The 18347-nt window shown below is 63.4% G+C and carries 16 protein-coding genes and 1 tRNA gene; 9 read left to right on the top strand and 8 right to left on the bottom strand.

Going from position 1 to position 18347, the window contains the following annotated elements; translation table 11 throughout:
* Nucleotides 1-34: 34 nt before the first annotated feature.
* The 6 genes from queG to AC0IPL_RS01480 all read right to left on the bottom strand — a co-directional run bounded on the left by queG (nt 35) and on the right by AC0IPL_RS01480 (nt 9176).
* A complete protein-coding gene (queG, locus tag AC0IPL_RS01505) occupies nt 35-1078 on the bottom strand; it encodes a tRNA epoxyqueuosine(34) reductase QueG (protein ID WP_474271500.1) in 1044 nt (347 codons plus the stop codon).
* A gap of 69 nt (nt 1079-1147) precedes the next feature.
* On the bottom strand, nt 1148-1813 hold the full coding sequence (gene fzlA / locus AC0IPL_RS01500; RefSeq protein WP_474271498.1) for an FtsZ-binding protein FzlA: 666 nt from the start codon (nt 1811-1813) through the stop codon (nt 1148-1150).
* Nucleotides 1814-1878: 65 nt separating this feature from the next.
* On the bottom strand, nt 1879-2616 hold the full coding sequence (gene mtgA / locus AC0IPL_RS01495; RefSeq protein ID WP_474271496.1) for a monofunctional biosynthetic peptidoglycan transglycosylase: 738 nt from the start codon (nt 2614-2616) through the stop codon (nt 1879-1881).
* Nucleotides 2617-2717: 101 nt separating this feature from the next.
* Complete coding sequence (gene gltB / locus AC0IPL_RS01490; protein WP_474271494.1) at nt 2718-7250, bottom strand: glutamate synthase large subunit; 4533 nt, start codon at nt 7248-7250, stop codon at nt 2718-2720.
* The gene (locus tag AC0IPL_RS01485) at nt 7247-7681 is read right to left on the bottom strand and encodes a GFA family protein (protein WP_474271492.1); all 435 of its coding nucleotides are present in this window, start codon (nt 7679-7681) and stop codon (nt 7247-7249) included. The genes gltB and AC0IPL_RS01485 overlap by 4 nt, the downstream gene beginning before the upstream one ends.
* Before the next feature lie 55 nt (nt 7682-7736).
* Nucleotides 7737-9176: an NAD(P)-dependent oxidoreductase gene (locus tag AC0IPL_RS01480; protein ID WP_474271490.1), complete on the bottom strand. Its 1440-nt coding sequence runs from the start codon at nt 9174-9176 to the stop codon at nt 7737-7739.
* 241 nt (nt 9177-9417) lie between these two features.
* Between AC0IPL_RS01480 and AC0IPL_RS01475 the strand changes: the two genes are divergently transcribed.
* The gene (locus AC0IPL_RS01475; protein ID WP_474271488.1) at nt 9418-10224 is read left to right on the top strand and encodes an undecaprenyl-diphosphate phosphatase; all 807 of its coding nucleotides are present in this window, start codon (nt 9418-9420) and stop codon (nt 10222-10224) included.
* A gap of 63 nt (nt 10225-10287) precedes the next feature.
* On the opposite strand, the gene AC0IPL_RS01470 is transcribed toward AC0IPL_RS01475, so the two are convergent.
* Nucleotides 10288-11280 (bottom strand): complex I NDUFA9 subunit family protein, encoded by a 993-nt coding sequence (locus tag AC0IPL_RS01470; protein WP_474271486.1) that lies wholly within the window; start codon nt 11278-11280, stop codon nt 10288-10290.
* Nucleotides 11281-11507: 227 nt separating this feature from the next.
* On the opposite strand from AC0IPL_RS01470, the gene AC0IPL_RS01465 reads away from it, so the two are divergent.
* From AC0IPL_RS01465 to AC0IPL_RS01430, 8 genes are all read left to right on the top strand, one after another.
* Nucleotides 11508-11594: transfer RNA gene (locus AC0IPL_RS01465), tRNA-Leu, on the top strand.
* Between the two features lie 166 nt (nt 11595-11760).
* Entirely contained in the window at nt 11761-12375 is a 615-nt protein-coding gene (locus AC0IPL_RS01460; RefSeq protein ID WP_474271484.1) for a ribonuclease D, read from the top strand.
* Nucleotides 12372-13340, top strand: coding sequence for a KpsF/GutQ family sugar-phosphate isomerase (locus AC0IPL_RS01455; protein ID WP_474271482.1), 969 nt, complete (start codon nt 12372-12374; stop codon nt 13338-13340). Before AC0IPL_RS01460 ends, AC0IPL_RS01455 begins: the two co-directional genes overlap by 4 nt.
* Nucleotides 13341-13366: 26 nt before the next feature.
* Complete coding sequence (gene lptC / locus AC0IPL_RS01450; protein WP_474271480.1) at nt 13367-13966, top strand: LPS export ABC transporter periplasmic protein LptC; 600 nt, start codon at nt 13367-13369, stop codon at nt 13964-13966.
* A 3-nt stretch (nt 13967-13969) separates the two neighbouring features.
* Nucleotides 13970-14491, top strand: coding sequence for an LPS export ABC transporter periplasmic protein LptC (gene lptC / locus AC0IPL_RS01445; RefSeq protein ID WP_474271478.1), 522 nt, complete (start codon nt 13970-13972; stop codon nt 14489-14491).
* Complete coding sequence (gene lptB, locus AC0IPL_RS01440; RefSeq protein WP_474271476.1) at nt 14491-15249, top strand: LPS export ABC transporter ATP-binding protein; 759 nt, start codon at nt 14491-14493, stop codon at nt 15247-15249. The genes lptC (AC0IPL_RS01445) and lptB overlap by 1 nt, the downstream gene beginning before the upstream one ends.
* Nucleotides 15250-15519: 270 nt before the next feature.
* Nucleotides 15520-16077, top strand: coding sequence for a ribosome hibernation-promoting factor, HPF/YfiA family (hpf, locus tag AC0IPL_RS01435; protein WP_474271475.1), 558 nt, complete (start codon nt 15520-15522; stop codon nt 16075-16077).
* 53 nt (nt 16078-16130) lie between these two features.
* The gene (locus AC0IPL_RS01430) at nt 16131-16595 is read left to right on the top strand and encodes a PTS sugar transporter subunit IIA (RefSeq protein ID WP_474271473.1); all 465 of its coding nucleotides are present in this window, start codon (nt 16131-16133) and stop codon (nt 16593-16595) included.
* Between the two features lie 314 nt (nt 16596-16909).
* Here AC0IPL_RS01430 and AC0IPL_RS01425 read toward each other — a convergent pair whose 3' ends face one another.
* Nucleotides 16910-18346, bottom strand: coding sequence for a nodulation protein NodH (locus AC0IPL_RS01425; protein WP_474271471.1), 1437 nt, complete (start codon nt 18344-18346; stop codon nt 16910-16912).
* Nucleotide 18347: the final 1 nt, after the last annotated feature.

Genomic DNA, 18347 nt, shown 5'->3' with positions numbered 1-18347 from the left:
AACGGCTATTTTCGGCGCGTCCATCCCGTTTGCGTCACGGCAGACGTGCCAACGCCCAGGCCGCTGCATCTGCCACCGCCGGGTCCTCATCCGCGACCAAGGCTTGCGCCGCCCCGCGCAGCTCCGCCCTGCCGGAATTGCCGATCGCATAAAGCACGTTGCGCACAAACCGGTCGCGCCCGATCCGCTTGATCGGCGAGCCCGCGAACATCGCCCGAAACGCCGCATCATCCAGCGCCGCCAATTCAGCCAGTTTCGGCGCCTTCAATTCCTCGCGCGCAACATAGCGCATGTCGCTGGCCGCCACCGCGAACTTGTTCCAAGGGCAGGCCGCGAGACAGTCGTCGCAGCCATAGATCCGGTTGCCCATCTTCGCCCGCAACTCTTCGTCCACCGGCCCTTTGTGCTCGATCGTCAGATAGGAAATGCACCGCCGCGCATCGACCTGATAGGGCGCCGGAAACGCATCCGTGGGGCAGCTGTCCAGACAGGCCCGGCAGGACCCGCAGTGGTCAACCTCGGGCTTGTCCACGGGCAGTTCCAGTGTGGTGAATACAGACCCTATAAAGGCCCAGTTGCCCCAATCTCGGCTCAGCAGGTTGCTGTGTTTGCCCTGCCAGCCCAGCCCTGCGGCTTGGCCCAGCGCCTTCTCCGGCACCGGCGCCGTGTCGACAAAGACCTTCACCGCAGTCTCTGCACCCGCCTCGGCAATCAGCCAGCGTGCCAGCCGTTTCAGCCGCTTCTTGACCAGATCGTGATAATCCTTGCCCCGCGCATAAACCGAGACCGCGCCGCGGTCGGCCTGTCCCACAACGGCCATCGGGTCTTCGTCCGGGGTGTAGCTCTCGGCCAGCATGATGACCGAGCGCGCCTCGGGCCAGAGCTTGGCCGGATCGCCCCGCCAATGTGCGCGCTCCGCCATCCAGCCCATCTGCCCATGATAGCCCGCCTCCAGAAACGCCTGCAACCGCGCGGGCACCTCCGGCACGTCCCAGGGTCGGCAGATCCGGCAGGAGACAAAGCCCTCGGCCAGCGCCTGCGCCACCAACCGCTCCTTGATGTCCGACGCGTCTTTCATCTTTCCAAAAATACTCCGGGGTAAATTGGGCCGCAGGCCCAAGAGGGGCAGCGCCCCTGCCCCGGTCTATCAGAAATCCAGATCGGTGTAATGCGGCGGCGGCCGGAACCCCGGCACCTGGTCGGCCAGGATAGAGCGGAACGCGGGCCGCGACTTGATCTTGGCGTACCAATCCTTGACCGCGGCCGAGCGGTTCCAATCCACGTCCGAGATGTAATCCAGCGAGGACAGATGCGCGGCAGCGGCAAAATCCGCCAGCGTCATCATGTCCCCTGCCAGCCAGCGTCGATGATCCAGCAGCCAGGCCATGTAATCCAGATGGTACTTGATCGCCTTGGCGCCGGCCTTGACGTTGCGGCTGTCCGGGTAGCCCTCGCCGGTGATCTTCTTGTTGACCCGCTCATACAGAAGGTTCGCGGTCACCTCGTGGTGGAACTTGTCGTCAAACCAGCTGACCAGCCGCCGCACCTCATAACGCGCCTCGGGATCCTGCGGCATCAGCCGCGGCTCGGGGCGGGTTTCCTCCAGGTATTCGCAGATCGCGGCACTTTCGGCCATCATCTTGCCGTCCAGCCGGATCACCGGGATCTTGGCGGCCGGGTTGCGGCGCAGGAAATCCGCGTCCTGCTCCCAATAGCGTTCCTCGACCAGCTCCACCTCGATCTTTTTCTCCGCCAGCGACAGCCGCACCTTGCGACAGAAGGGGGACAGGGGAACGTGATACAAACGCGCCATGGCTCAGGGTGATCTCCGATAGGTTTCAGCAGATCCCCCAGCAATGCCCCGGCGGGCGCAAAGATTCAATCCTCGAAACAGGCCGCACGCCCGTCTGCGCGGATGGTGGCTGCCCCATCCGCAATCTGCCGCGCGCGACGCTGCACGAAACTGCTGGGCTGGCGGGCAGAGCGCTCCTTCGGATTGGGCAGCACCGCCGCGATTAACGCGGCCTGGCGCGGGTTCAGCGCCTCGGGGCCAACCCCGAAATAGCGCCGCGCCGCCGCTTCGGCGCCAAAGACACCTTCGTCCATCTCCGCCACGTTGAGATAGACCTCCAGAATGCGACGCTTGCTCCAGGCGATCTCCACCACCGGGGTCAGCAGCGTCTCCAGCACCTTGCGCGGCCAGCTGCGGCCCTGCCACAGGAAGACATTCTTCACCACCTGCTGCGAAATGGTCGAGCCGCCACGGCTGCCGCCCGCCTCGATCGCGGCCTGGATGGCACGGGCGTCAAACCCCCAGTGACGGCAGAACTGCGCATCCTCCGCCGCCACAACAGAGCGCGCCAGCACCGGCGCCATCTCATCCAGCGGCACCCACATGCGGTCGACCTCGCCCAGACGGCGCTGCTCGGCCCAGATGGTATGGGTGATCGGCGGGTTGACCACCGAAAACAGCAGGATCAGCGCCAGAAAGACGGCCGCCACGCCCAGCAGCGCCCGCAACAGCCAACGCCGCAGCCGCCGCAGAGGCTGTATCTTCCCCTTTGCCGCTTTCTTGCTGCTCTTCGGTTTTTTCTTTTTTGCCACTGCCTTTGCCATGCTTCTCTATAGGACAGCCTGCCCCTGCGAACCAACCACGAAAAGAAACCCCCGCAAGCATTTGCCTGCGGGGGTTTGCGTGCTCAGTCTCTGTTGTGGGCCTATTCGGCCGGCACAGCAGCCTGCTGCTGCATCACCGGATGCGGCAGCTTGTTCAGCATCTCCTTGGGGCAGACCTGCACGAAATGGGCTCTCTCGGTATCCCAATGTTGCAGGATCTCTGCCGCCTTGCGGCTGCCGGTTTCATCCAGGTGGCGGGCAATCAGACCCTTCAGCTGGCTTTCCCAATGAGCCACCGTGACCGGGCAGGTCACCAGCGATTCCATGTTCATCAAGGTCTCGGCCTTGCCGTCAGGGTCATACAGATACGCCATGCCGCCGGTCATCCCGGCACCAAAGTTGGCGCCAATCGTGCCCAGGATCACCGCAACACCGCCGGTCATGTATTCACAGCCGTTGGAGCCGCAACCCTCGATCACCACTTTCGCGCCCGAGTTGCGCACCGCAAAGCGCTCGCCCGCGCGACCCGCTGCAAACAGGTAGCCATCGGTCGCACCATAAAGCACGGTGTTGCCGATGATGGTGTTCTCGCTTGCCTTCAGCGGGCTCACCTGCGGTGGGCGCACGACAATCGTGCCGCCCGACAGTCCCTTACCGACATAGTCGTTGGCATCGCCCGAGACCTCCAGTTTCAGCCCCGGCGCCGCAAAGGCACCCAGCGCCTGGCCGGCAGAGCCTTGCAGCTTCACCGTCAGGTGATCGGACTGGAACGAATTGCGCATGCCAAAGTTGCGCACGATGTGGCTGGAGGTGCGGGTGCCGACGCTGCGGTGGGTGTTTTGCACCGCATAGGACAGCTGCATCTTTTCACCGTCCTGCAGGAACCGCGCCGCATCGCGCACGATCTCCGCATCCAGCGTGTCGGGCACCGCGTTGCGCTCCTTGTCACGGTTGTAGACGATATTGGCAGAGCCATCGACGGTGATCAGCAGCGGGTTTAGGTCCAGATCATCCAGATGCGCCGAGCCGCGGGACACCTGGGCCAGCAGATCAGCCCGGCCAATCACATCATCCAACGACCGCGCCCCGATGGAGGCAAGGATCTCCCGCACTTCCTGCGCATAGAAAGTGATCAGGTTCACCACCTTGTCCGCGTTGCCGGTGAACTTGCCGCGCAGCTCTTCATCCTGGGTACAAACGCCAACCGGGCAGGTGTTGGACTGGCACTGGCGCACCATGATGCAGCCCATGGCGATCAGTGCGGCGGTGCCGATGCCGTATTCCTCGGCGCCCATCATCGCCGCCATGACGATGTCACGCCCGGTGCGCAGACCACCGTCGGTGCGCAGCGTCACCCGGCTGCGCAGGTTGTTCATCGCCAGCACCTGATGCGCCTCTGTCAGGCCCATCTCCCACGGCAACCCGCAGTATTTGATCGAGGTCGCAGGCGAGGCCCCGGTGCCACCGTTGTGGCCCGAGATCAGGATGATGTCGGCCTTGGCCTTGGCCACGCCCGCGGCAATGGTGCCAACACCGGACGATGCCACCAGCTTCACCGTCACCTTGCAGCGCGGGTTGATTTGCTTCAGGTCATAGATCAGCTGCGCCAGATCCTCGATCGAGTAGATGTCGTGGTGCGGCGGCGGCGAAATCAGCGTCACCCCCTTGGTCGAATGGCGTAGGCGCGCAATCAGGTCGGTGACCTTCATGCCCGGCAGCTGGCCACCCTCACCGGGCTTGGCCCCCTGCGCCACCTTGATCTCCAGCTCTTCGCACTGGTTCAGGTATTCAGCAGTCACGCCAAACCGGCCCGAGGCCACCTGCTTGATCTTGGCAGACGGGTTGTCGCCGTTCGGCTCCGGCACGAAATGGGCCGGATCCTCGCCGCCCTCGCCCGAATCCGACTTGGCACCGATCCGGTTCATCGCCACGTTCAGCGTTTTGTGGGCCTCAGGGCTCAGCGCGCCTAGGGACATGCCCGGCGTCACGAACCGCTTGCGGATCGAGGTGATGCTCTCCACTTCCTCAATCGGCACCGGCTTGCCCAGCGGCTTGATCTGCAACAGATCACGCAGGTGGATCGGCGGGTTCGACTGCATCTTCGCGGAATACTGCTTCCACATCTCAAACGAGGCACGGTTGCAGGCCATCTGCATCATGTGCATCGAGCTGGCTTCCCAGGCGTGGGTCTCGCCCGATTTGCGCGCCTTGTAGAAACCACCGATGGGCAGGATGCCCTCCGGCGCCTTCCATGCCTTGGCGTGGATTTCTTCCGCCTTGGTCTGGATACCGGTCACACCGATACCGGAGATGCGGCTGGTCATGCCGGGGAAATACTCGGCGCACATGGCGCGGGACAGACCCACCGCCTCAAAGTTCAGACCACCACGGTAGGACGACACCACCGAGATGCCCATCTTGGCCATGATCTTCAGCAGGCCCTGGTCGATCGCCTCGCGGTAGCGGGCGACGTTTTCGGTCAGGCTGCCGTCCAGCAACCCGCGGTCGATCCGGTCGGCCAGCGAATCCTCGGCCAGATAGGCGTTCACCACGGTAGCACCACAGCCAATCAGCACCGCAAAGTAATGCGGATCGATGCACTCCGCCGAGCGCACATTCAGCGAGCAGAAGGTGCGCAGACCTTCGCGGGTCAGATGCGAATGCACGGCGGAGGTCGCCAGGATCATCGGCATCGCCACCTTGCTGGCGTCCGAATACTGGTCGGTCAGCACGATGTGCCCCGCGCCCGAACGCACAGCGTCCTCAGCCTCGCTGCGGATCCGCGCCAGCGCCGCGCTCAGCGCGCCGCGACCGGGTTCAAAGGTACAGTCGATCTCGGCCATCGGCGCGTTGAAATGCTCAACCAGCGTGTCCCACTGGGCGTTGCCCACGAAGGGGCTTTCCAGCACGATGATCTCGGTCTGAGAGCTGTCCTCGTCCAGCACGTTCTTCAGGTTGCCAAAGCGCGTCTTCAGCGACATCACCCGGAATTCGCGCAAAGAGTCGATCGGCGGGTTGGTCACCTGGCTGAAGTTCTGGCGGAAGAAATGGCTCAGTGGGCGGTACATTTTCGACAACACCGCAGACGGGGTGTCATCGCCCATGGAGGCCAGCGCCTCCTTGCCGTCCTCGGCCATCGGCGCCAGGATCTGCTCCAGCTCCTCGATGGAATAGCCGGCCGCGACCTGGCGGCGACGCAGCTCCTCGCCGGAGAACAGAGGCTGTTCGGTGACACCGGCCAGGGTGCTGTCCAGATCGCTGATTTTGCTGACCCAGTCGCCGAAAGGCAGCGCCCGGGACAATTTGTCCTTGATGTCGGTGTCGTGGTACAGCTTGCCCTTGGCCATATCGACAGCCAGCATCTGGCCCGGTCCCAGCGCGCCCTTTTCAACCACGCGTGCCTCGTCGATCGGCACCATGCCCGCCTCAGAGCCGGCAATCACCAGCCCGTCGCCAGTGACCACATAGCGCATCGGGCGCAGGCCGTTGCGGTCAAGCCCGGCACATACCCAACGGCCGTCGGTCATCGCCAGCGCGGCGGGGCCGTCCCAGGGCTCCATCACCGAATTGCAGTAGGAGTACATGTCACGCCAGGCCTGCGGCAGCTCCACCGCCTGCTTGGACCAGCTTTCGGGCACCAGCATGGTCTTGGCCATCGGCGCGGACCGGCCCGCGCGCACCAGCACCTCGAACACGCCGTCCAGCGCCGCCGAGTCCGATGCACCGCTGGCGATGATCGGCTTGATGTCTTCGGCAAAGTCGCCAAAGGTCGACGAGGCCATGCGGATTTCATGGCTCTTCATCCAGTTCACATTGCCCTTCAGCGTGTTGATCTCGCCGTTGTGGGCCAGCATGCGGAACGGCTGCGCCAACCACCACTGCGGGAAGGTATTGGTGGAATACCGCTGGTGATAGATCGCGAATGCGCTCTCGAAACGCTCATCCATCAGGTCGGGGTAGAACACCGCCACCTGCTCGGCCAGCATCATCCCCTTGTAGATGATCGACCGGCACGACAGCGACGCAAGGTACAGCCCGTTGATGCCCGCAGCGGCCGCAGCCTTCTCGATGCGGCGACGGATCACGTACAGTTCGCGCTCGAAGGTTTCCTCATCCACCCCCTTGGAGTTGGAGATCAGAATCTGCTCGATCTCTGGGCGCGTGGCGTTGGCCTTTTCGCCCAGGCAGGACACATCTACCGGCACATGGCGCCAGCCATAGATGAAGTAGCCCATGCGCAGGATCTCGGTCTCGACGATGGTCCGGCACTTCTCCTGCGCGCCGAAATCGGTGCGCGGCAGGAATACCTGGCCCACGGCCATCAGCTCATCTTCATGCGGCTCATGGCCAGTGCGGCGGATCTGGTCGTGAAAGAACGGCACCGGGATCTGCACGTGAATGCCGGCACCATCGCCGGTCATCCCGTCGGCGTCCACTGCGCCGCGGTGCCAGATCGCTTTCAGTGCGTCGATGCCAGCCTCGACCACCTTGCGGCTTTTCTTGCCGTCAACGGAAACCACCAGCCCCACGCCGCAGGAAGAATGCTCCTCCTCCTCGGAATACAGGCCGTTCTCCGCCAGCCATTTGCGCTTGGCTTCTTCGGCGCGCACCCAATCTGCATCATATTTGGTCATTGGCTGTTTCCTTCTTGGCACGGGGCAAACATGTCGATCACGTCAGCACCGGTCAGTTTCCGGCTGCTGGCATCAAACGCATAGCCCGCTGGCTTCTTGTCGATATAAAGTTCCAGGCGCAGCTCGCTGCCGCCTGCGTTGTCAAACAGGCCAGCCGAGATCTGCGTCTGGCCCTGATGTTTTCCCGAGGTCATGCGGTACCACAGCGCCGAGCCGCATTTGCCGCAGAACGCCCGCTCGGCCCAGCCCGAGGAATGATAGGTCTGCACCGGGCCCAGCGCCGCATAGCCCGGCGCCGCCTGAAAGCTCAGGAACGGACCGCTGGCCCAGCGCTGGCACATCTGGCAATGGCAGGCGGCCACGGCGTCGCGCGCCGGGGTGGCGGTGACGGTCACCGCGCCGCACATGCATTGTCCCCGCAATTCGCTCATCTCCGTGTCCTTTCGCTGGCTGGGTCAGAAACGCTGACCTTTGCTGCTGCCCGTCTTATTCGGCTGCGACCGCGGCCTTGCTGTTGAAGCGCTCCAGGATCGCCTCGGCACAGTCGCGGCCGTCCTTGATCGCCCAGACCACCAAAGAGGCACCGCGCACGATGTCGCCAACGGCGTAAACGCCCTCCAGCTCGGTTGCGCCGGTCTTGAATTGCGCCTTGATGGTGCCCCAGCGGGTCACCGGCAGTTCCGACTGCCCCCACAGGGTGGGCAGGTCTTCCGGTTCAAAGCCCAGCGCCTTGATGACCAGATCGGCCTCCTCGACATAATCCGCGCCATCGATCACCTCCGGTGCCTGACGGCCCGAGGCATCAGGCTGGCCCAAGCGCATCTTCTGGACCATCACGCCGGCCACCTTGCCGCCCTCGTCGGTGAAGCCCTTGGGCGCGGACAGCCATTCGAAGACCACGCCTTCTTCCTCGGCGTTCTGTGTTTCACGCTGCGAACCGGGCATGTTGGCCCGGTCACGGCGGTACAGGCATTTGACGCTGGTCGCACCCTGACGGATCGAGGTGCGCACGCAGTCCATTGCGGTGTCACCGCCGCCGATCACCACGACCTTCTTGCCCGCGGCGTTCAGATCGCCGTTGTCAAAGGCTTCGACCTCGTCGCCAAAGCTCTTCTTGTTCGACGCACACAGGAAGTCGATCGCCTTGACGATGCCCTCGGCACCGCTGCCGGGCATCGACAGATCGCGCGATTTATAGACCCCGGTCGCAATAATGACCGCATCATGCTTGGCGCGGATGTTCTCAAACGAGATGTCCTCGCCGACATTGCAGTTCAGCTTGAACGTCACGCCGCCGTCCGCCAGCAGCTTGTTGCGGCGCTCGACCACGTCCTTCTCCAGCTTGAAGCTGGGAATGCCGTACATCAGCAGCCCGCCCGCGCGGTCATACCGGTCATAGACGGTGACCTGCACGCCCGCCTGGCGCAGCATGTCCGCCGCCGCCAGCCCGCCGGGGCCACCGCCGATGATGCCGACGCTCTCGCTGCGCTCGGCCAGCGGCGCGGCGGGCTTGACCCAGCCTTTGTTCCAGGCGGTGTCGGTGATGTATTTCTCGACAGAGCCGATGGTTACGGTGCCATGGCCCGACTGTTCGATCACGCAGTTGCCTTCGCACAGACGGTCCTGCGGGCAGATGCGACCGCAGATTTCCGGGAAGGTGTTGGTGGCCTGGCTGACCTCATAGGCCTCTTCCAGACGCCCGGTGGCAGTCAGCCGCAACCAGTCGGGGATGTTGTTGTGCAGCGGGCAGTGGCTTTGGCAATAGGGCACACCACACTGGCTGCACCGGCTGGCCTGCTCCTCCGCCTTGGCGGCGGCGTATTCCGCGTAGATCTCGTTGAAGTCTTCCTTGCGTTCGCGCGCGTCACGCTTCTGAGGCATGTCGCGTTCGATCTGCACAAATTTCAGCATCGGTTGCTTGGCCACGGGCTGGACTCCATCGTTTGTCTGGCTGCGCGGGCACCTTAGCAGGTACTGGCACGCGTTATGTCAACTATGCTGACCTATTTTATCAGCTCTTGCCCCCTGATACCCTGTTCCACGGAAATGTACAGTAATTTTAGGTCCGATGCGGTCTTTTATCAGGACTTTCATAATCAGGTCCGGGATTTATACAGGATCCCGACAGGTTATGGCCGGGGTGCGGCCGGTAAGGGACACGTTCAGAATGCCAATTTTTCAACTGGTCCTGGTGGCATTGATCCAGGGAATCACCGAGTTCCTACCGGTTTCCTCCTCCGGGCACCTGATTCTGCTGCCCGGCCTGACCGGCCTGCAAGACCAGGGCCAGGTGATCGACGTTGCCGTGCATGTGGGCACGCTGGCGGCGGTACTAATCTATTTCCGGCGCGACGTCAGCATGGGTCTGGTCGGCCTGCCCCGCGCCCTGACCGGGCAGCTGGACACACCCGGCGCCCAGCTGGCGATGGGGTTGATCGTCGCCACCATCCCCACCGTGCTGTTGGGAGCAGCGCTGCATTTCAGCGGGCTCAGCGACGGCTTGCGCTCAATCACCGTGATCGGCTGGACCATGCTGGGCTTTGGCCTGCTGCTGTACTGGGCCGACCAGAAAGGGGCCAAGGTGAAACAGGCCTGCGACTGGGGCCTGCGCGACGCGCTGGTGATGGGGCTGTGGCAGATGCTGGCGCTGATCCCCGGCACCTCGCGCTCGGGCATCACCATCACCGGCGCGCGGCAGCTGGGTTATACCCGCGAGGAGGGCGCCCGCATCGCCATGCTGATGTCGATCCCGACCATCCTCGCCTCTGGCATCCTGCTGGGCACCGAGGTGGCGCTGGAGGCCGACACCGCCCTGTTGCGCGATGCAAGCATTGCTGCGGCGCTGGCGTTGGTCTCGGCGCTGGCGGCGCTCAGCCTGATGATGCGGCTGCTGCGCTCGGTCAGTTTCACCCCTTATGTGATTTATCGGGTGATCCTGGGTCTGATCCTGCTGGCCATCGCCTACGGCAACTGAACCACAACGAAAAAGCGCGGACCTCAGCCCGCGCTTTTGCAATCACTCCGAACGTCCGGCCTGTCAGGTGCCGTTCTTGTGAAGGTTCCGCGCCGAGCTGGTCATCTCGTCATACTGGCCCGACGGGCGGAACTTCCACAGGTAATCCGGCAGCACCGCGCCCAAGGCAACCGGGCTGATGCCCAGATCCTCAAAGCCCTTGGCGCCACCCGCCACCACGTTGTCGGATTTCAGGCTTTTCAGCTGGTCGCGGGTCAGCATCTTGTTCTCGATCAGCTGAAAGCTGGCCGACTGCAGCATGTCAAAGCCCAGCGCAACCAGACTCGCCACCACCCCCGGCAGCGACACGATCAGGCGGCGGCGGTGGATCACCTCCAGCATCTGCGCCATCAGCGCGCGGAAGGTCTTCACCTCCGGCCCGCCCAACTCATAGATGCCGGGTTCTGCCGCGCCCTCCACAGCCTTGACCGCAGCCTTGGCCACATCGTCCACATACACCGGCTGAAACCGGGTGTCGCCCGCCGCGATCGGCAGAATCGGCGACAACCGGGTCATGCCGGCAAACCGGTTGAAGAAGTCGTCCTCCGGTCCGAAGATCACCGACGGGCGCAGGATCACCGCGCCTGGGAAATGCGCCAGCACCGCAGTCTCGCCCGCGGCCTTGGTGCGGGCATACGCGCTGCCCCCTTCGGCATCGGCACCGATCGCGGAGATCTGCACCAAACTGGTCACGCCTTCCTGCGCCGCGATCCGTGCGACGCGGCCCGCGCCCTCGGCATGGACGGCGCCAAAGGTGTTCTTGCCCAGCTGGTTCAGCACGCCCACGCAGTTCACCACCGCATCCGCCCCCTGCATCACCGCGGCCACGGACATGTCGTCGCGCACATTGCAGAACACCGGTTCCACCTGGCCAGGCACGCCGTAGGGTTTTACGTGCATGGCTTCGTTGGGGCGGCGGACGGCAACCCGCACCCGCCAGCCTGCCTTGGCCATGCGCCGCGCAATGTACCGGCCGACAAAGCCGGATCCGCCATAAATCGTGACCAGTTTGGACATCTTTTGGCTCCTGAACTTAGCTGCCTATATGCTCTAGCGCCGCAGGCCACGCCGAACAAGGCGCAATTCCCTGGACTGGCGCGACAATCACCGCCTGATCCTGCAAAAGCCGTTAAGCTCCACCTGGAAAACGCCGCCATTGGTTAAGACAGCCCTTACCCGCACCATCGCCCGTTTTCCGTTTGACGCCCCCGGCATTGCGCCTTATACGCGCCGTCACGACACCTGCCCAGGTGGCGGAATTGGTAGACGCGCTAGCTTCAGGTGCTAGTGTCCGTATGGACGTGGAGGTTCGAGTCCTCTCCTGGGCACCATTTCCCCGAAATTACTCCCGGATCACCCTGCCAGGCGGCGGCGGTATTAGGCATGTGTAAACCTGCCAACCTCAGCCCAGTTGAGTTTGGCCGCCAAAGTGCCTATTTCCACTGCAATGCTGCCATGCGACGCTGCCGCCGCGGTGATCATCAAAAGGGAATTCCAGTGGCCAACCACCTGTACAAGAACGACCTGCCCGACGGGCTGGACCTCGGTCCCGTTGTCGCCATCGACTGCGAAACCATGGGGCTGAACCCGCATCGCGACCGGCTGTGCGTGATCCAGATGTCCGGCGGCGACGGTGACGCCCATATCGTGCAGGTCGCCAAGGGCCAGACCGAGGCGCCGAACCTCTGCCGCATGCTCGAAAACCCCAAGGTGCTGAAACTGTTCCACTTTGGCCGTTTTGACATTGCCGCCTTGTACCACGCCTTTGGCGCGCTGACAGCGCCGGTCTATTGCACCAAGATCGCCAGCCGACTGGTACGCACCTATACCGACCGCCACGGGTTGAAGAACCTAACCCAGGAATTGCTGGGCATCGACATCTCGAAACAGCAACAGATGAGCGACTGGGGCGCCGCAGAGCTGAGCGAGGCGCAGCTGGACTACGCCGCCTCCGACGTGCTGCATCTGCATCGACTGCGCAACGCGCTGGACAAACGGCTGGCCCGCGAAGGTCGCACCGAGATGGCCCAGGCCTGTTTCGACTTTCTTCCCATGCGCGCCAAGCTGGATCTGGCTGGCTGGCCCGAAATCGACATTTTTGCCCACTCATGACCGATACAGAAAAATTCCTGGTCACCGCCCGACAGGTGATCGTCGACGAAGCCCAGGCGCTCGAAGCCCTGGCCGACAGTCTGGATGACCGGTTCGCCGAAGCGGTGCAGATGATTCTCGCGGCCAAGGGACGCATCATCATCAGCGGCATCGGCAAATCGGGCCATATCGGTCACAAGATCGCGGCGACCCTGGCCTCTACCGGGACGCCCGCCTATTTTGTGCACCCGGCCGAAGCCAGCCATGGCGATCTTGGCATGCTGTCGCAGGGTGACGTGGTGCTGGCGATCTCCAACTCGGGCGAGGCGCCGGAGCTGGCGAATCTGGTGGCGTTCACCCGTCGCTTCGGGATTCCGCTGATCGGGCTGTCCAGCAAGATGGACAGCACCCTGATGAAACAGGCCGATGTGCATCTGCAGATCCCCTCACTGGGCGAGGCCTGCGGCTTTGGCATGGTGCCGTCGATCTCCACCACGCTGACGCTGGCGATGGGGGATGCGCTGGCGATTGCGCTGATGAAGCACCGTGATTTCCGCCCCGAGAACTTCCGCGACTTCCACCCCGGGGGCAAGCTGGGCGCACAGCTCAGCCAGGTGCGCGACCTGATGCACGCTGGTGATGCGCTGCCGCTGGTCCAGGGCGATGCGCCGATGGCCGATGTGCTGATCGAGATCAGCCAGAAGGGCTTTGGCGTGGCTGGCGTTGCCGCAGCCGATGGCTCCCTTGCAGGTATCATCACTGACGGCGACCTGCGGCGCCATATGGAGGGGCTGCTGGACAAGACCGCCGCCGAGGTGATGACAGCGGCACCTGCCACCATCGCCCCCGGTGCCATGGCCGAGGAAGCCGTGAATCAGATGAACCAGCGCAAGATCACCTGCCTGTTCGTCACCGACGCCGAAACCGGCCAGCGCCCAGAGGGGCTGCTGCACATCCATGACTGCCTGCGCGCGGGTCTGGGCTGACGCCGGGCTGAGGGGGAGATCAGGATATGGACAGCCATTCCAGAACCGTCGCCTATCTCAAGGTGCTGATGCCGCTTGCGGCGCTGGCCTTGATGTCGACGCTGTTCCTGATCTCGCGCGGCACCAATACCGAGGCGGTGATCCCCTTTGCGCAAAAGGACATTGAGGACCGGATGAAGGGGCAGCAGGTGACTGCGCCGTTCTTCTCCGGCACCACGGCCCAGGGCGATGAAATCATGGTGGCCGCAGCGCTCGCACGCCCTGGCGACGCGGAAACAGCGGCGGTTGCCAGTGAAATGTCGGCCAACTTCAAACTTGCGCACGGCGGCAGGATCACATTGGTGTCCCAAACGGGCTCGATCCAACCCGGTCAGGCCACGGCTGAATTCACAGGCGGGGTGACGATTACCTCGACCCAAGGCATGGTGGTGGAAACCGAGACGTTGAACGCCGCCCTCAGCGGGTTGGAGGCCAGCACCCCCGGTTCGGTTCAGGCCACCGGCACGCTGGGCCAACTGACCGCTGGCACCATGCGCATCGCGGCAAAAACCGAGGGCGGGCCAATCCATATGCTATTCAAAAACGGGGTGAAGCTGCTATACGATCCCCAGCAACCAGAAAGATGACCTGTGTCTTATTTGCGCGCATTGATATTCTGCATCCCGCTGGCGCTGCCCGTCGGCCTGCATCCCGGCCTCGCCGCAGCCCAAAGCGCGCAGGTTGCGTTTGGCTCCGTCAAGGCCGACCCCAGCCAGCCGGTCGAGGTCACCGCTGACGATCTGGCGGTCAGCCAGGCTGATGGATCAGCGGAGTTCACCGGCAATGTCCTGATCGCGCAGGGCGTGATGCGCCTGTCGGCCGACAGGGTTCTGGTGATCTACAAGACCGCAGACGACGGCGAGACCCGCAAGGGCATCGACCGGCTGGAAGCCAGCGGCAATGTCGTGCTGGTCAGCGGTCCTGACGCAGCAGAGTCCCAGCGTGCGGAATATACCATCGACAGCGGCACCATCGTGCTGACGGGTGACGTTCTGCTGAACCAGGCCGGCAACACGCTGACGTCGAACCGGTTGGAGGTCAACCTGACCACCGGCACCGCCCGAATGGCGGGTCGGGTCAAGACCATCCTCAACCCGGATGGCGATGACTGATGGCAAAACCTAACCTGACCGTGACCGAAGGCACCTCTGGCCTCCAGATCAAGCAGCTGCGCAAATCCTACCGCAAGAAGGTGGTGATCCGTGACGTCTCGATGTCGCTGAACCGCGGCGAGGTGGTGGCGCTGCTGGGGCCCAACGGGTCCGGAAAGACCACCAGTTTCTACGCCATCGCGGGCCTCGTGTTTCCCGAGGCCGGCATGGTCAGCATCGATGGTCAGAATGTCACCGGCCTGCCGATGTACCGCCGTGCGCGCCTGGGCATTGGCTATCTGCCGCAGGAGATGTCTATCTTTCGCGGCTTGTCGGTCGAGGACAACATCTCTGCCGTGCTGGACATCTCGCAAAAGCACGAGCACAAGCGCCGCGAACGTCTGGAAGAGCTGTTGTCGGACTTCTCGATTGAACACCTGCGCCGGGCACCTGCGTTGGCGCTGTCGGGGGGCGAACGCCGTCGGGTGGAAATCGCTCGCTGCCTTGCCGCCGACCCCAAGTATCTGCTGCTGGACGAACCTTTTGCCGGGGTTGACCCGATCTCTGTCGGCGACATTCGCCACCTTGTGGCGGATCTCAAGAAACGCGGCATCGGGGTGCTGATCACCGACCACAACGTGCGCGAGACGCTGGAAATTGTCGACCGCGCCTACATCCTGCACGATGGCCAGGTGCTGATGTCCGGCAGCCCCGAGGAAGTGGTTAAAAACGAAAACGTCCGCCGTGTTTATCTGGGTGACAATTTCCGCATCTCCTGATCCTGTTCGCCGCCGGGCAGGAGGCGCAAAATGCACCTGAAACCTGCGTTTCTTTTTTGCGGCTATCCATTGACTCTCCCGCTGACTTGCCGTGGAATTGACCCATGGCATACGCGCAGACCGATGCAATCCGCTTGATGACCTTGGCGACAAGGCCCGCAACGATGCATCCCGTCGGCAAGCCATCCCCCCGGTTCAGGACCTGACCCGACACCGCCCAGGATTGCCTCGGCGGTAGGTCCGACCGCAATAATTCGTGAAGGAGATCACATGCGTTACAAAATCAGCGGCAAACAGATCGACATCGGCGAAGCTCTGCAAACCCATGTGCAGACCGAGCTGGGCGCGGTTGTACAAAAATACGCCGAACGACCGACTGACGCGGCCGTGGTCTTTTCCCGTTCTGCGCATGAATATGTTTGTGAAACCACTGTCCATCTGTCCACCGGGCTGAATGCCCAGGCCAAGGCGCATGCCACTGAAATCTATGCCGCCTTTGAAGGCTGCTGCGAAAAAATGGAAAAACAGCTGCGCCGGTACAAGCGCCGCCTGAAGGACCACCACCGCGACCGCGCCGAACCGGTTGAACATTTGGGCGCCAATTCGTATATCCTCGCGTCTGAAGAGGTGGAGTCGGAACCGGACAGCCTGCAGCCGATCATCGTTGCTGAAATGGAAACCCGCATTCCGTCGCTGTCGGTCGGGGAAGCCGTGATGCAGATGGAGCTTGCAGGAGCGCCGGTCTTGGTATTCCGCAACGAAGGCAAGGACGGGTTGAACGTGGTCTACCGCCGTGAGGACGGCAACATCGGCTGGATCGACCCGTAAACGTATCTAATGCATCGGCGCCCCCGGACGGGGCGCCGGAACGGAGCAGACACATGCAGATTTCCAGCATCCTCAAGCCAGGGGCCGTCCGAGTGATCGGTGCGGTCTCCAGCAAGAAGCGCCTGTTTCAGGAAATCGCGGATATTGCTCAAACCGCCTACGGGCTGAACGCCCAGGCCACGGTCGAGGCGTTGCTGGACCGCGAAAGCCTCGGTCCCACCGGCGTCGGCCATGGTGTTGCGCTGCCGCATGCCCGGCTCGATAGCCTCAGCGAGGTCTGCGGTGTCTTTCTGATCCTGGAGAAGCCGCTCGATTTCGGCGCCGTTGACCGCCAGCCGATCGACATCGCTTTCGCTCTTTTCGCGCCGGAGGATGCCGGGGTCGAACATTTGAAGGCGCTGGCGCTGGTGTCGCGGACCCTGCGCGAGCAGAGCTTCTGCACCAAACTGCGCGCCAACCACGAACCCGCCACGCTTTATACCATCCTGACCGAGAGCCAGTCGGTCCAAGCCGCCTGATCGGGTCAGCCCATGCCGCGTGCGGGGCTGTGCCGCGCCTATGCTGGCCACGTCCGGCGACTTCAACATCCCTTCCCGCCCGTCATCGACCGCTGTCCGGCGGTGCTCTTCCCGTTGGGCCAAGCATCGGTCACGGCCGTTGGCCCCGACAGATGCGGCGGCGCGCCACCGCGCCGCACCCCGTGCGGCGCTGGGCCCAAGCCCGCTGCGGCGGCCCGGCACAGCCGGGGCGCTGACGGGCGCGGGAGAGCGCCCTTGACCGCTAGCCGACGTTCCGTGTTCTGCTCCGCGCAGTATCCCTCCGCCCGGTGCCTCTATGGCTGCCAGGCACCAAAGCCAAAGGCCAGATAATCCCGCTGATACACCGCGGCGACCATCGCCTCCAGGTCCGCATCGTAAATCGCCTCCAGACCGTAGGGCATGTCCGGCACGGTCTCGGGCACCGGCTCTGTCGGCTGGCCACCCAATTTGCGGGCCAGCAGGGGCAAATCCTCTGCCAGTTCCGCTTCTCTCAGGATCAGATCCGGCGACCCCACCTCGGCAAAGCCGCTGAGGATCTGGCTTTGGCTCGCCCATTCCGGATCGACCCGAACGGAAGTTTGCCCGGCCAGATTGGCCTTGAGGAATGTCAGGAAGCCAACGAACGCCGCGCGGTGCTGCGCGCGCGAATACCCCGCGCCCGGCCCGTCAGCGGGCAGCGGCACCTTGAACTGGCGCCGCAATGTGTTGCGGATTGGTCCGTAACTGCCGTCACCCGCATTGAGAATGCGGCGGCAGAAGACGGCATGGGCACGCGCCGCAGGGTGCCTGAGCACCGTGAAGCTGCGAAACCCCGGGTGCGCCCGCTTCCACGCACGCAGGCGCTTTTGGTTCATACCGCTGACCAGCACGTCCGGAGCGACCTGCTCCAGCGCCGCCATCCATTGCACCACTTCAGCCTCCGGACCGCCCCGGATCGGCAGAAACAGAAACGGCACCGCCTGCCCGGCAATGTAGCCGGGCACCGCCGCCCCGCGGCGGGGCTCGAAATTCGGGGTACGGGTCAGGTTGAACTGATCCATCTCTGCCAGCGCCTGCTGCATCGCATCGGGGTTGGCGACCTTGCTGAGCACCGGCGCAGGGTTTTGCCGCTTGAGACTTTCGTCCAGAGCCTCCAGTTGCTGCGTCACGCCCAACCAGCGTGCCAGGCCATTCATCACCTCCAAGGTCTGCAGATCCTCATAGGCGATGTAGAACGCTGTCTGCCCCGTGCTTTGAAGCCGGTTCAGAAGACTGGTCTGAAACGCCTGCAGAGCCGCGACATGGGCGTTGAATTCTTCGGCGTCAAACGCGACCTTGGCTTCCTTTCGCCGCTTCAGGTTGGTCAGCTTCCACTGGCCCGTCGCCTGGGCGATTTTCCACGACACGTAGCTGTCCAGCGGATTGCGGGTCAGGATGATCTTGGCGCAGCGCGGATCCTCCAGCACTTGGTCCAGCACCCTTGGATCATGGTCGTGAAAATAGCGAAATCCGCCCAGTACCCCCGGCTGCGCTCTGATTGTGTCGATCAGGGCAGCCGGATCGGCTTCGCGCATCTCCTGGCTCACGCCCAGGATCTCGCGCTCGTTCGGGTGACCTATAAAGTGCGGATTGAACGCCTCGCCGTGGCAGCACAGCCCATCATAGGCGTTCAGATTGGCCTCCAGAAAATTGGAACCCGTACGCATCTCGGCAAAGACGACAAAATAATCAAAGGGATCAGAATGTGACATC

Source organism: Leisingera sp. SA32, assembly GCF_056033425.1.
This window is presented reverse-complemented; position numbering and strand designations above follow the sequence as displayed.